Origin of the sequence: Streptomyces malaysiensis subsp. malaysiensis (assembly GCF_040653035.1) — a bacterium.
Taxonomy (GTDB): Bacteria; Actinomycetota; Actinomycetes; order Streptomycetales; family Streptomycetaceae; genus Streptomyces; species Streptomyces malaysiensis.
In genome coordinates this window covers 180,959-194,616 of record NZ_JBEZNG010000014.1, presented here as the reverse complement: position 1 = coordinate 194,616, position 13,658 = coordinate 180,959, and the positions used below count along the sequence as shown (strand labels likewise).

Annotated in this window: 9 protein-coding genes and 1 pseudogene; 4 read left to right on the top strand and 6 right to left on the bottom strand. The window is 69.0% G+C overall.

Features of this window, described 5'->3' with window-relative positions:
- Positions 1–30: 30 nt before the first annotated feature.
- The 4 genes from AB0E24_RS26430 to AB0E24_RS26415 form a co-directional block, all read right to left on the bottom strand.
- Entirely contained in the window at positions 31–810 is a 780-nt protein-coding gene (locus AB0E24_RS26430) for an SDR family NAD(P)-dependent oxidoreductase (protein ID WP_359380552.1), read from the bottom strand.
- Positions 807–4,076: a non-ribosomal peptide synthetase gene (locus tag AB0E24_RS26425; protein WP_359380549.1), complete on the bottom strand. Its 3,270-nt coding sequence runs from the start codon at positions 4,074–4,076 to the stop codon at positions 807–809. The genes AB0E24_RS26430 and AB0E24_RS26425 overlap by 4 nt, the downstream gene beginning before the upstream one ends.
- Entirely contained in the window at positions 4,070–4,321 is a 252-nt protein-coding gene (locus AB0E24_RS26420) for a hypothetical protein (RefSeq protein ID WP_197710358.1), read from the bottom strand. The genes AB0E24_RS26425 and AB0E24_RS26420 overlap by 7 nt, the downstream gene beginning before the upstream one ends.
- A gap of 233 nt (positions 4,322–4,554) precedes the next feature.
- The gene (locus tag AB0E24_RS26415; RefSeq protein WP_093700804.1) at positions 4,555–5,841 is read right to left on the bottom strand and encodes an MFS transporter; all 1,287 of its coding nucleotides are present in this window, start codon (positions 5,839–5,841) and stop codon (positions 4,555–4,557) included.
- Between the two features lie 330 nt (positions 5,842–6,171).
- Between AB0E24_RS26415 and proB the strand changes: the two genes are divergently transcribed.
- From proB to AB0E24_RS26400, 3 genes are read left to right on the top strand one after another with little or no spacing between them, the layout of a single operon-like run.
- A complete protein-coding gene (gene proB / locus AB0E24_RS26410; RefSeq protein ID WP_359380545.1) occupies positions 6,172–7,254 on the top strand; it encodes a glutamate 5-kinase in 1,083 nt (360 codons plus the stop codon).
- Between the two features lie 2 nt (positions 7,255–7,256).
- Positions 7,257–8,507 (top strand): glutamate-5-semialdehyde dehydrogenase, encoded by a 1,251-nt coding sequence (locus AB0E24_RS26405; protein ID WP_174884242.1) that lies wholly within the window; start codon positions 7,257–7,259, stop codon positions 8,505–8,507.
- Positions 8,507–9,751 carry a pyridoxal phosphate-dependent aminotransferase gene (locus tag AB0E24_RS26400; RefSeq protein ID WP_100804695.1) on the top strand — a complete coding sequence of 415 codons (1,245 nt, stop codon included), beginning with the start codon at positions 8,507–8,509 and terminating at the stop codon, positions 9,749–9,751. Before AB0E24_RS26405 ends, AB0E24_RS26400 begins: the two co-directional genes overlap by 1 nt.
- A 248-nt stretch (positions 9,752–9,999) precedes the next feature.
- Here the strand turns inward: AB0E24_RS26400 and AB0E24_RS46025 are convergent.
- Both AB0E24_RS46025 and AB0E24_RS26395 read right to left on the bottom strand, forming a co-directional pair.
- A pseudogene (locus AB0E24_RS46025) lies at positions 10,000–10,083 on the bottom strand (nucleotidyl transferase AbiEii/AbiGii toxin family protein); the annotation flags it as partial.
- Positions 10,080–10,439, bottom strand: a complete 360-nt coding sequence (locus AB0E24_RS26395; protein ID WP_093701017.1) for a hypothetical protein — start codon at positions 10,437–10,439, stop codon at positions 10,080–10,082. The gene AB0E24_RS26395 and the pseudogene AB0E24_RS46025, both read right to left, overlap by 4 nt.
- A gap of 434 nt (positions 10,440–10,873) precedes the next feature.
- On the opposite strand from AB0E24_RS26395, the gene AB0E24_RS26390 reads away from it, so the two are divergent.
- Positions 10,874–13,594, top strand: coding sequence for a helix-turn-helix transcriptional regulator (locus AB0E24_RS26390; protein ID WP_359380540.1), 2,721 nt, complete (start codon positions 10,874–10,876; stop codon positions 13,592–13,594).
- The last annotated feature ends 64 nt before the right edge of the window (positions 13,595–13,658 follow it).

The window sequence follows — 13,658 nt, the reverse complement described above, 5'->3', positions numbered from 1 at the left end:
CTCGCGCCCGGACGTGCCGCCGTGCGCCCGTCACCACATGAACTGTCCGCCGTCCACGACGAGCTTCTGTCCCGTCATATACGCGCTGTTCGGGCCGACGAGGAATTCGAGGGCGTCCGCGATCTCCTCCGGGTCGGCGATCCGCCGCTGCGGTATCTCGTCGAGCATTCCGCGCCGGGCGTCCGGATCGTTCAGGTTGAACCGCTCGACCAGTTCGTCGGTCTCGGTGTTGCCGGGGATCAGGCAGTTGACCCGGACGCGGGGGGCCAGTTCGAGCGCGAGGCACTTGGTCAGATGCAGCAGACCCGCCTTGCTCGCACAGTAGTTGGCGCCGTTGCGACGGGGGCGGATGCCCGTGGTGGCGCCGACGTTGACGATCGTCGCGTCGGTCTCGGAGTCCACCATCGCCGGGGCGAGCGCGCGGGTCAGATAGAAGACACCGGAGAGGTTGGTGTCGATGACCCGCCGCCAGTCGTCGTGGCTCATCTCCAGGAACGGCCGGTCGACGTTCATCCCGGCGTTGTTGACCAGGACCACCGGCGGCCCGTACTCCGCCACAACGGCCTCCGCCGCTTCGGCCACCGAGGCTCCGTCGGACAGGTCCACCCGTACGGTGTTCAGCCTGGGGCCCAACTCCCGCACCGCACCGCGCGCACCGTCCTCGTCGGACCGGTACAGCGCGTTCACCCGGAAACCCAGCTTCACCAGACGGCGGCTGAAGGCGAGGCCGATACCGCGGGTTCCGCCGCTGACGACGGCTGTTGGAGGCCGAGTCGCCGCTGTCGTCCCGGCAACAGCCGCGGCCGTCATGCCCGGGCCTCGCCTTCGGCGTCGTCGGCATCTCGTGCGTCCCGGGCGTCTCGTGCGTCTCGTGCGTCCCGGGCGTCTTCGGCCAGGCTCGCCCGTACGAGTTCGGCGAGCGTCGCGATGGTGGGCGACCGGAAGAACTCGGGTACCGGGACCGTCGTGCCGTACTCCTCCTCGATCTCGGCGAAGGCCGTGAAGATGTTCAGGGAGTGGGCTCCGTAATCGATCAGGGACCGGTCGCGGGCGATGCTGTCGGTCCCCAGGATCGACGACCAGATGGCGGCCAGTCCGCGCTCCAGATCGGAGGCGTATTCGACCGCGGTCGTGGCCGCGTTCGTCTTCCGCTCGGTGATGAGCCGGTCCGCCAGGGCGGCCAGGGCTTCCCGGTCGGTCTTGCCGGTGCGCGACGTCGGTATCCCGTCGGTGTCGAAGATCCAGGACGGCGACATGTACGACGGCAGCGCCGCGGAGATCCGGGCCTGGAGCTCCGCGTGATCGGGGTCGGCGCCCGGCTCCGCATCGAGGAAGAGGACCAGTTCCCGGTCGGCCCCGAGCCCCCTCGCCACCGCGACGGACTGCCTGACTCCGGCCGCGGTGTTGGCGATCGCCTCGATTTCGCCGAGCTCCACCCGGTAACCGCGGATCTTCGTCTGGCCGTCCCGCCGGCCGAGGAAGATCAGTGTCCCGTCGGCGTCCCGCACCACCTGGTCACCTGTGCGGTACATGCGCGAGGCGGCGTCGCCGGAGAACCGGTCGGGCAGGAAGCCGGCCGCCGTCCGTTCCGCGTCGAGATAGCCGTCCGCGGGGCTGACGCCGCCGAGGTGGAGCTCGCCGGGTACGCCGACGGGTGCGAGATGGCCCGTCCCGTCGACCACGTACGCCGCGACACCCGGCAACGGGCGGCCGATCGGTGCGTGGGCGGGCCACCGCGCGTCGTCGCCCCGCATCTCGTGCACCGTGGCGGCGTTGGTCTCGGTGGGACCGTAGAGGTTGACGAGCACACACTCCGGGTGGTCGGCGAAGAACCGGCGGATCTCGTCGTCGACGAGGAGCTGCTCACCGGAGACGCAGACGCGCCGCAGGCCGGGAAAGCGGGCCGAGGCACGACGTGCGGCCTGGACGAACGGGCGGAGGGCCGCCACCGGCAGGAAGACGTGGCTGACCCGTGTCTCCTCGACGCGCCGGATCAGCGCCGGGAAGTCCCGCCGGTCGGCCGGCTCGCGGGAGACGACGGTGCCGCCCGAGGCGAGTGTCGGAATGATCTCCTGGAAAGAGACGTCGAAGCCGAGGGGCGCGTACTGGAGGAAGCGCGTCGTCGCGTCGTGCTCCATGGCGGAGATCTGCCACGCCGCCAGGTTCAGCAGGGGCCGGTGGCCCATCACCACCCCCTTGGGGACGCCACTCGATCCCGACGTGAACATCAGGTACACCGCCGAGTCGGCGGAGCCGCCCACGGCACGGGGCCCGTCGCCGGGGACGGAGAGTTCGGCCAGGCCGGTGGTGCGCGTCCCGGGGAGGCCGATGCCGCGGCCGACGATCAGGCGACAACCTGCCTGGTCCACCATATGAGCGAGGCGTTCCCACGGCAGGCTCGTGTCCAGCGGCAGATAGGTGGCACCGCGGCGCAGGATCGCGAGCATCGCGATCACGGTGTCGCACAGCCCGTCCAGGCACAGGCCGACGACCTGCCCCGGTGTGACGCCCTGCCGGGCCAGTCCGTCGGCGGTTCGCCCGGCGGCGGCCAGGAGTTCGCCGTACGTCAGGTTCCGCAGGGGCTCCTCGACGGCGATCGCGTCGGGCGTACGGCGAGCGGCCTGCTCGATCCACTCCGCGAGACCGCCTGCCGGAACCGGTGCCGGACGGCCGGCATCCGCCGGCTCGACCGCCGTGCCCGGAAGGTCGCCATCGGTGATCCAGTCGGTGAACAGATCGGCCAACGGACGGGTGCCGTCTTCGAGCGTGCGACGCAGTGCCGTGCGCAGCGACGCGAGCAGCGCGTCCGCGACAGCCTCCGAGATCAGATGCCGGTCGTACTCGAGCTCCAGCAACCAGCGGCTCTCCACCTTCGTGGCACCGAGCCACAGGTCGAACTTCGCCGTTCCGTTGCCGGGTTCCCGCACCCCGACGACGGCGCCGGTCGATTTCCCGTCGAAGGTGTCCTGCATCGCGAGCATGCAGGAGAACAAGGGGTTGCGGTTGCTGGTGCGGTCCTGTCCGACACCCGCCACGAGCTGGTCGAGCGTGACGGCGACCCTGGCGCGGCAGTAGTCGACGGCTTCCCGGACGGTCCCGGCGATGTGCTCGTCCACCGTGCGCGACCAGTCCACGTCGACCGTGACCGGCAGAGTGTTGACGAAGAAGCCGCAGAGGTCGTACGAGCGGACCGTGCGCCTGGCCGACAGGGGACTGCCGATCAGGACCGTGGACACACCGCCGTGCCGGGCGAGTACGGCCCCGTAGACGGCGCTCAGCAGGACGAAGGGCGTGACGGAGAGCCGCTTGCAGGTCTCCTGGAAGTCGATCGCTTCTCGCTCACTGAGCAGCCACGAAAGGCGTGCGCCGGAGAAGTCCGTCTCCTCCGGCCGCCCCGGCCGGGGATTCAGCACAAGAGGCGGTACAGCACGCAGCCGCTCGGCCCATACCTTGACCTGCTCGGCCGTCTCCGGCGAGCCGGAGGCCCGGTTCTGCGCCTCGAGTTCCCTGAGGAAGGCCGATTCGCGTGCTTCGCGCAGCGTCTCGATGTCCTCCGTGGTGAGCTTCGAGGTCAGCGCGGATTCCAGGTCACGGATGATCGGCCCCGTCGAGACGCCGTCGCCGATGAGGTGATGGCCGCACAGCAGAATGGCGGCCGCGGAGCCGTCAGTGGCGCGTACGAATCCGAATCGATAGGCCGGCCCTGCCGCGAGGTCGAACGGGCGTTGCCCGAGCCGCCTCGCCAATGCCTCGGCAGCGGCGGCGTACTCGTCCGGCGGTACGTCCACCCGCTCGACCGGCACATGTCCCGTCTCCGGCGGAGGGGTGAATCTGGAATGCATCCTCGGCAGGTGGCCGAAGACCTGGCGCAGCGCCGGCTGAACCGTGACCAGTACCGCGAGGGCATGGTCCACGACATCGTCCGACAGCCGCGGATCGAGGTCGAACTGCATGATCTGGTTGTAGATCTCGCGGGTCGGCACCCTGCTGTCGACGACGAGCAGCCCCTTCTGGGCATTGGTCAGCGGCAGCAGGGCCGGGTCCGCCGCGCCAGGGGCCGTGGTGTTCTTCAGCATGCGGCACCGGTCTCATCCGCGTCCTTCGGGAACAGGCTGATGAGCCAGACCTTGAGGTCCCCGACCGTCCGTACGTCGACCAGGCCCGCGGCGTCGATCTCCGCATCCTCGTCGGCGACCTCAACAGCAAGGCGCAGGAGCGACAGTGACTCCAGACCGGCCTCCTGGATCAATGTGGAGTCGACGAAATCCGCCGTGGCGTATTGCGCGATCCTCGAATCAAGGTCTGTCGGTGTGATCAGCACGTTGTCTCCACCTCATGCCGATGGCTCGTACGCCGAGCGTGGGTCCGCTCGTGCAACGGATAACGGCGGGCGCGGCCCGCGAAGGGGCCCCGCCGGGCGCTTACGACGCCTGCACGGAGATTCTTCCGAGCCGAGTTGTTCTCTCGATGTGCTGTCGATGCGCCGGCCCTGTGACGTGCGTCGACCGTCACATGCCGAGTCGCTTGCCGAAAGAGCCGGCCTCCTCCCGACCGTCAGCGGGCAGCGATCCGCGCTTCGACTTCGATGAGTGCCTTCGGCGTGAAGACCCGCAGGAAGGGAACGATGACCACCGCCGTGGCCACGGCGAAGAGGCCGAACGTCACCCGGTACCCCAGCCACTGGGCGAGCGCCCCCGACACCGCGGCACCGACCGGGATGGAGCCCCAGGAGAAGAGCCGGGCGGCGGCGCTGTAGCGGCCCATCAACTCGGCACCCACCAGTGTCTGACTGATGCTGCGGGAGTTGACCACCCACAGGGTGCCCCCCATGCCGCCGAGGAACGCGGCCGCACCGATGGCCCAAACGTTGCTGGTCAACGCCGGGACAGCGACCATGGAAGCGGAGAAGAAGACGTTTCCGAACATGACCCACCGCCGGCCGAGGAGCCGGTTGGCGAGGCCGACGCTCATCGTGCCCACGACACCGCCGACGCCCAGCGCCCCCACGAGCATGCCGTAACGGTCCGCGCTCAGGCCCAGCTCCTTCGTCGTGATCAGCGGCATCAGGGCGAACCAGGCGGCCCAGCAGGTGATGAGCCCGGTGACCGTCAGCGAGAGCATCCGCAGCAGCCGCTGGTTCCACAGGAACCGCAGACCTTCGCCAATCTGCTGATTGACGGTCAACTCCGGCTGGCCGGAGCGGCGCGGGACCCGGAACCGGCCCACCAGGAAGGGAAGGACGAGGATGGCCAGCGCATATCCGCCGATGGTCGCGCCGAGCGCGATCGAAGCGCTCCCGGCGACGAGGATGCCGCCCACGAACGGCCCGGCGAACTCGTTGCACAGCGTCTCCGCCGCTGTCACCCAGGTGTTGGCCCGCTCGCGACCGGCCGGTGCCACGGCGTCCGGGACCAGCGCCGCGGCGGATGTCAGGGCTATCACCTCCGCGACACCGAGGATCAGCCCGCCCCCGTAGAGCATGGGAAGGCTGACCACGTCAGCCACCAGGGCAGTGAAAAGGCCGAGCACCACGGTCATGCGCATGGCGTTGGCCAGCCACAGCAGCTTGCGGCGATCGGACCGGTCGACCAGCACGCCCACATGCAACGCGACCAGCAGCCACGGCAGGGTCAGGGTGAGCAGCACACCCGAGACCAGCGCGGGTGAGTCGGTCAGTGACGTGGCGATGAGAGGGAGCGCCACCTTGGTCACGCCGTCGGTCAGGTTGGTCACGGCGGTGAACGACACCAGCACCCAGGTGTTGCGCGTGCTGGCGTCCGCCGGGGGCGACTGTGGGGACAGTCCCGGCGACGAAGTGCTGGACACCGTAGGTTCTGCCATAGGAACTCCCGATTCCGATCCGCCTCGTGGCCGGGGCACACAGCACGACGTCAGATAAGTCCCGAACAAGTGACCTTCCCGATAGATCAGGCATCAGCCCGTGGGCGAGTTTAGCCAGTTGGCGATATGGCGCAACGCGCCGAATAGCCGCCCGCGCAAGGGCGGACGTCATGGAAAGCGCTGAATTCCGCGGGTGCGCGAGCGCCCGACAGCGGCGGCGAATCGGCAGCACATTGAGAGAACACCACCCCCGGCAACCATCTCTTCCTGGAAGCGGCCACCGCCTCTCCGATCTCTCATATCGACTGCCTAGGTTCAGGCGAGGAGACCATGCGGGATGGAATCAACGACGGCACTGGCAACCGGGTCGTCATCAAGGTCGGAACTTCATCCCTGATCACTCGGGGAAAGGTGGACCCCGTCAAGCTCGACGCCCTCTGCGCGACGGTGTCGAAGGGAATCGAGGCCGGTTTGGCGCCGGTGCTCGTCACCTCGGGGGCCATCGCACTGGGCCGGACCATGCACAGCACTTTGGCACAGGACACGGCGGAGGCCGCACAGACCGCGGCGGCGCTCGGCCAGGGAGTGCTGTACTCCGCGCTCCACGCCCGATTTGCCGCGCACGGCCTGGAGACAGGACAGATCCTGCTGACGCCGCGCGCTCTCGTCGCACCGGAACGCGGTGGGGGCGTCCGCCGCACGCTCGACCTGATGCGGTCGCTGGGCATGGTGCCCATCGTCAACGAGAACGACGCGCTGGGCGTGCGCAACAACGACGTACTGGCCGCTCTGCTCAGCGGGTTCATCGAAGCGCGGCTGCTTCTGCTGCTCACCAACGTGGCCGGCCTCTACGACGGCAACCCGCTGCTCGGCGAGGACGCCGTGCGCATCGCCGAGGTGACGGGGCCGATCTCCGAGGTCGAGGCGGTGGCCGGGGGATCCACCGGGGACAGCGGAACCGGCGGCATGCTCGTGAAACTGAGCGCCTGCTGGATCGCCACGCACGCCGGGGTCCGCACCGTGGTGGCCGACGCCATGGACTCCACCGCCCTGGTCGCGGCCTTCCGGGGCGACGAGGTGGCGGGGACCGTCTTCCCGCCGCGCACCTCTCACTCCACCGCACCCGATCTGGGCCGCCTGTGGCGTGCGTTCCGGAACCCCCCGAGCGGGTCCGTGGTCTGCGACGCCACGGGGCAGCAGGCCATCGAGTCGGGCCGAGCCCTGCTCGGCGGGAGCGTCGACGCGATCAAGGGGTCGTTCGGCAGTGGCGACGTCGTGGACATCGTCGGCTCGGACTCCCGGGTGATCGCCCGCGGCAGCGTCCGCCTCAGCTCGGCGGAGGCCGGGGCCGGCGGCCGGCCTGCCTCTGCATTGTTCAACCACTGTGACTACGTACGGATTTTGGAGGGCTAGTCGTGTCGGTAACCGAGATCTGCCGTGCTGCCGCGGAGGCGTCCGCCGCCGTCAAGCAGCTGACCACGGCCCAGAAGAACCAGGTCCTCCTGGACATGGCGGCCGCCATCGAGCGCCACCGGGACTCGATCACCAAGGCGAACGAGCAGGACATCGGGGCCGCCCGCGCGGCCGGCGTCACCCCCACCCTCATCGACCGCCTGACCCTCACCGAGAGCAGGATGGCCGGCCTGGTGAAGGCCGTCCACACGGTGGCATCGCTGGCGGACCCGGTCGGTGAGGTCGTCAAGGGCTGGACGCGGCCCAACGGGCTGCTGGTCGAGCAGGTGCGGGAGCCGCTGGGTGTCATCGCGGTGATCTACGAGGCTCGGCCCAATGTCACGGCCGAGGTCGCGGCGCTGTGTCTGAAGACCGGCAACTGCGCGGTGCTGCGCGGCTCGTCCATGGCCGCTGCCACCAATGCCGCGATCATGGCGGCCCTGGCGGAGGCCGTCTCCGAGCACGACGAAGTGCCCGCCGCGGCCGTTCAGCTGATATCCGACCCGTCCCGTGACGCCGCCATGGAACTCATGCGCGCCAAGGGGTACGTCGATCTGCTCGTTCCGCGAGGCGGCCCGGAGCTGATCGCCTCCGTCGAGCAGAACGCCACCGTACCCACGGTGATCGACGGCGCGGGCAACTGCCACACCTACATCGACGGCTCCGCCGACCTGGACATCGCGACCGCGGTGACCATCAACGCGAAGACCTCCCGGCCCAGCGTGTGCAATGCGATGGAGACCCTGCTGGTCCACGAGGACCTGGCGGAGTCCTGGCTGCCCGGTGTCCTCGAGCTACTGGCCGAGGCGGGCGTGGAGGTCCGCGGCGACGAGACCGTGCGGCACGTCTGGCCGAAGGCGGTCGCCGCGACCGAGGAGGACTGGGGCACCGAGTACCTGCGGCTCGTGCTCGCGGTCAAGGTCGTTCCCGATGCCGACGGCGCCATCGCGCACATCCGCCGGTGGGGCACCTCCAACGCGGAGGGCATCGTGGCCAAGGACATCGACGTGGCGCGGCGCTTCACCCGGGAGGTCGACTCCGGCAGCGTCTTCGTCAACACCTCCACCCGCTACTCCGACGGTGGGGAGTTCGGCTATGGCGTGGAGATCGGCGTCTCCACCCAGAAGCTGCATGTGCGGGGGCCCATGGGGCTGGACGCGCTCACCACCGTGAAGAACGTGGTCTGGGGCAGTGGCCAGACGAGGACGATCTGATGGGGGGACAGCCGCACACCGCGACGAAGCAGCCGTTGCGCACCTCCTTGCTGATGGAGGACATCGGCCAGGCACTGTCGGTCCAGTACAACAACCTCGTCTACGACATGAAGGCCGCCGGACGGGACATCATCACGCTGTCCCTCGGCGAGGCATTCTTCGACCTGCCGCTGCCGGCGTTCGACGGGCTCACGACGCCCGGTCTGCACCACTACTCGCACTCCCGGGGACTGCCGGAGCTGCGGCGGCTGCTGGCCAAGTACTACGAGACCAGGTTCGCGCTCCCGGTGGACCCCGACACCGAGGTGATCGTCACCGCCGGATCGAAGGCCGCCATCCACATGGCGCTCATGGCCATCCTCGACCCCGGCGACCAGGTGATCGTGCCGGAGCCGTACTGGCTGAGCTATCCGGCGCAGATCCGTATGTGCCGTGGCGAGCCGGTGATGGTTCCCCACGATGTGCCGGTCTTCGACTTCGAACGGTTCATCACCGCGCGCACACGTGCCGTCATCATCAACAACCCGAACAACCCGAGCGGGCACATCTACACCCGGGCGGAGCTGGTGTACCTGCACGAACTGGCCGACCGTCATGGGCTCTTGCTGATCGTCGACGAGGCGTACAACGAGTTCGTGCCGCCGGGCACCGAGTTCCTCGCGGCCGGGGCGCTCGACCCGGACAAGGAGCACACGGTCACGGTCAACTCGATGTCGAAGAACTACGGCGTCTCGGGCTGGCGGATCGGATACCTCATCGCCAACCAGCGGCTCACCGACCAAGTTCTGAAGATCAACCAGCATCTGGTCACCTGTGCGCCGACCATTCTGGCCGCCTATCTCGCCGAACGTTTCGACGACCTTCTGGACATCACCAGACCGCAGATCCAGCACACCGTCCAACTGCGCAACCGCGTCGGTACCTGGTTCGCGGACCACGGCATCGACACCCTGCCCGGCACGTCGACGTTCTATCTCTTCGCCTCCCTGGGCGGATCCAGCCTCGACTCCACCGAGTTCGCCGGCCGGCTGCTGAAGGAGAGCGCGATCAGCGTGGTGCCCGGCATCGGGTACGGGGACTCCTGCGATCGCTACATCCGGGTCTCCGTGGGCAGCGAGTCCGAAGACCGCATCACCCGCGGCGTGGCCGCGATCCGCGACCTCGTCGAGACCACCACTCCCGCGCACCTCGCCGCTCGCCCGGGTTCGACATCGTTCGCCGGAGGGCCGAATCCAGGGGTGTGACCCGGATCGCACTCCGGCTCCGTCCCCCCGACGAGGACACCTCCCCCGACCTCGGGACGCGCATGGATTCCGAGGTCGATGTCGGCGAACATCGCCCTCGGCGCGCGGACCCCGCCCGCGGCCGCGGGTGGGATGTGGTGGACCTCCTGACGCGGCAGCCGCAGCGACACCGGCTGCACTGCTACCGCCCGAGCCGCCGCGACGGGGTTTGCCGGACCATCCCCGGCCGGCCCTACCAGGTCGCCGCCCCCGCCGGTGATGACCAGGGGGTACGGGCTGCCGATGGCCAGGACGTCGGAGAGGAGCCGACGGTGGAGATCGCTGAGGTTCACGCCGCGGCTGCCGGACGAGCCGAAGCCAGCTCGGGGAAAGCCTCTTCCCACACATCGCGGATGGCGCGGCTGATCAACGTGCGCAGGACAGGCCACTGAGTGACCAGGAGGTCCCGGTTCAGCAGGGCGATCAGGTCATCGTGCTGCCCTTCGGCCAGCACCGTGCGGTACATGCTCATCCGCGACCGCGGCCGGTCCAGATCGAACCGCGTCAGGCCCGACCACGCCACATGCAGCGGCAGCTGGACGGAGCCATGCGCCGGCCCGGCCAGCTCGCCGAGCGCGCCGGGAAGCCTTCGTACATAGCGCTGCCGCAGCACCTCGGCAGCGGACGGTGGCGGCTCAGCCGTCGGCATGGCAGACATGCCACCAGTATGAGCGATGAGCACGCGGTTCGTGGCAGAGGGAACCGGGTGGCTGGGGATGATCCGCCATCGGGCCACAAGTGCTAACGACGGACTAGCGGCGCAGGACACTGGTGATCTACCCAGTCCGGACGTGTCGGCGAAAGAGTACCGTACCGACATGTATCCACCGTTGAGGGGAGCGCTCGTGCGTGAGCAGGACAACGCCAAGGAGCGGGACCGCGGGAACGGGCTGGCGGGGCACCGGCCGCGGCCGCATCGGGTGCCCGAATGGGCAACCCACATCCTCTGCCGGACACCATCCGCACGCGGGCGGAGACGTTCTACGGCAACGACGTCTCAGCCGCCGTTCTCCACGACGGACCGGTGGCCCCAACGCGCCGCGGAGACGATGGGGGCTCAGGCGATGACGGTGGGCAGGTGCTGTGTATAGCGGTACCTGCCGTGAAGGATACGAACTCGTCGCACGCGAGGACGAACTCGGTATTCTACAGAGGTCTCTGGAACAAGCGAGCAGCGGCCAGGGCGTCGTGGTCACCGTCACCGGCCCAATCGCCTGCGGCAAGACAGAACTGCTTGACGCGGCTGCCGCGAAGGCTGAGGCCATCATTCTGCGCGCGGTGTGCGCGCCAGAAGAGCGGGCTATGCCGTACGCCATGATCGGGCAGCTCATCGACGACCCGGCGCTCGCGCATCGGGCGCCGGGGCTGGCTGATCGGATAGCCCAGGGCGGGCAGCTGTCGCTGAGGGCCGAGAACCGACTGCGCAGGGATCTCACCCGTGCCCTGCTGGCGCTTGCCGTGGACCGGCCTGTGCTGATCGGCGTCGACGATGTGCATCACGCCGACACCGCCTCTTTGAACTGTCTGCTGCATTTGGCCCGCCGGGTCCGTCCGGCCCGGATATCCATGATCTTCACCGAGTTGCGCAGCCTCACCCCTACTCAGTCACGATTCAAGGCGGAGCTGCTCAGCCTGCCGTACCACCACGAGATCGCGCTGCGTCCATTCGGACCGGAGCAATCGGCGGAGCTGGCTCGCGCCGCCTTCGGCCCGGGCCTCGCCGAGGATGTGCTCGCGGGGTTGTATAAAACGACCAGGGGCAATCTGAGTCTCAGCCGTGGACTGATCAGCGATGTGCGGGAGGCCCTGGCCAACGGAGAGAGCGCTTTGGAGGCGGGCCGCGCGTTCCGGCTGGCGTACCTCGGCTCGCTCTACCGCTGTGGCCCGGTCGCGCTGCGGGTCGCCCGAGTGGCTGCCGTGCTGGGCCCAAGCGCCACCACCACGCTGGTGCGCCGGCTAAGCGGGCTCAGCGCGGAGACGATAGACCGGGCAACCAAGATCCTCACTGAGGGCGGGCTGCTGCTCGACCAGCAGTTCCCGCACCCGGCCGCCCGCTCGGTGGTGCTCGATGACATGTCCGCCCAGGAACGACGCAGCCTGCACACTCTCGCCCTGGAACTGCTGGACGAGGCGCCGGTTGAAGTGCTCGCGCACCACCAGGTCGGCGCCGGTCTCATACACGGGCCCAAGGCTGCGGAGATGTTCGCCAAGGCCGGCAAGGCTCTGGTCGTACGCAACGAGTTGGGCGACGCGGCCGAATACCTGCAACTGGCTCACCGGGCCTCCGACGATGTCTCCACCCGGGCCGCCTTACGGGTCGAGGCCGTGGCGATCGAGCGCCGCCGCAATCCGCTGGCCTCCAGTCGGCACATGGACGAGCTGAGCGCCGCCGGCCGCGCCGGTCTGCTTTCCCCCAAGCATGCGGCGCTGGCCGTCTTCTGGCTGGCCGACGGCGGGCGATCCGGCGAGGCAGCCGAGGTGCTGGCGTCGGAACGCCCGCTCGCGACCACCGATCAGAACCGGGCCCACCTGCGATTTGTCGAGGTGACTCTCGCGCTGTTCTCTCCCGGCGCCTTCGGCTCGGACCGGCGCCCACCTCCGCTGACGCCGGACGAACTCGCCAGCCTGCCGAAGGCGGCCTGGCAATGCGCGGTCGCCGACAACGCGGCCATGACCGCCTTGCACGGTCATCCAGAACTTGCCACCGCTCAGGCGGAAACAGTTCTGCGGCAGGCTGACTCGGCAGCCGACGCGATCCCCGCCGCGCTGATCGCCCTGTTGTACGCGGAGAACACCGAGTCCGCTCATATCTGGGCCGACAAGCTGGGCAGCATGAATGCCGGGGTATCGAACGAGGCGGAAGCGGGCTACGCCGGCCCATGCGCCGAGATCGCCCTGCGGCGCGGCGACCTGGCCACGGCGTTCGAGGCTGGTAGCACCGTCCTGGACGGCCGGTCACTGCCGTCGCTCGGCATCACCGCCGCATTGCTGTTGAGCAGCAAGACGGTCGCCGCTGTCCGGCTGGGCGAACTCGAGCGTGCGGAGAAGCTGCTCGCCGAGCCGCTTCCGAACGGCGTCCAGGACAGCCTTTTCGGTCTGCACCTGCTCTCGGCGTACGGCCAGTACAGCCTCGCGATGGGCCGATATGAATCGGCTCACCGGGCGTTTCAAACCTGCGGAGAACGTATGCGCAGCTGGGATGTTGACGTGCCTGGTCTGGCCCTGTGGCGTGTCGACGCCGCCGAGGCGCTGCTCAGCCTCGACCGGAACGAGGGCCAGCGGCTCATCGACGAACAACTCACCCGTCCGATGGGACCTCGTTCCCGCGCGTTAACGCTGCGGATCAAGGCGGCATACCTCCCGCGGACGAAGCGGATCCCCCTGCTCCATGAGGCGGCTGAGCTGCTGCTCCCCTGCCCCGACCCGTACGAGCAAGCGCGGGTGCTCGCCGACCTGGGCGACACGCTCAGCGCGCTCAGACGCTATAGCCGGGCGCGTGGAGTTCTCCGGCAGGCTCGTCACCTGGCCACCCAGTGCGGTGCTGTCCCGCTGCTGCGCCGACTCGGGGGCGAGCCCGGCCGGATCGACGACGCCGGCCTGCCGCAGCGGAGCACATCGTTGACCGATGCGGAGCGGCGGGTGGCGGCGCTGGCCGCGGCCGGACAGACCAACCGGGAGATCGCCGAACAGCTGTTCGTCACGGCCAGCACAGTGGAACAGCACCTCACAAGCGTCTTCCGCAAGCTGGGCGTCAAGGGCCGCAAGCAGCTGCCGACCGCGCTGGCCGACGTGGAACAGACCTGAGCTTCCTCCATCCCCGGACACCCGAGGTCTGGGGTCAACAGCCGTGATCTGAGGGGGCCGGTGA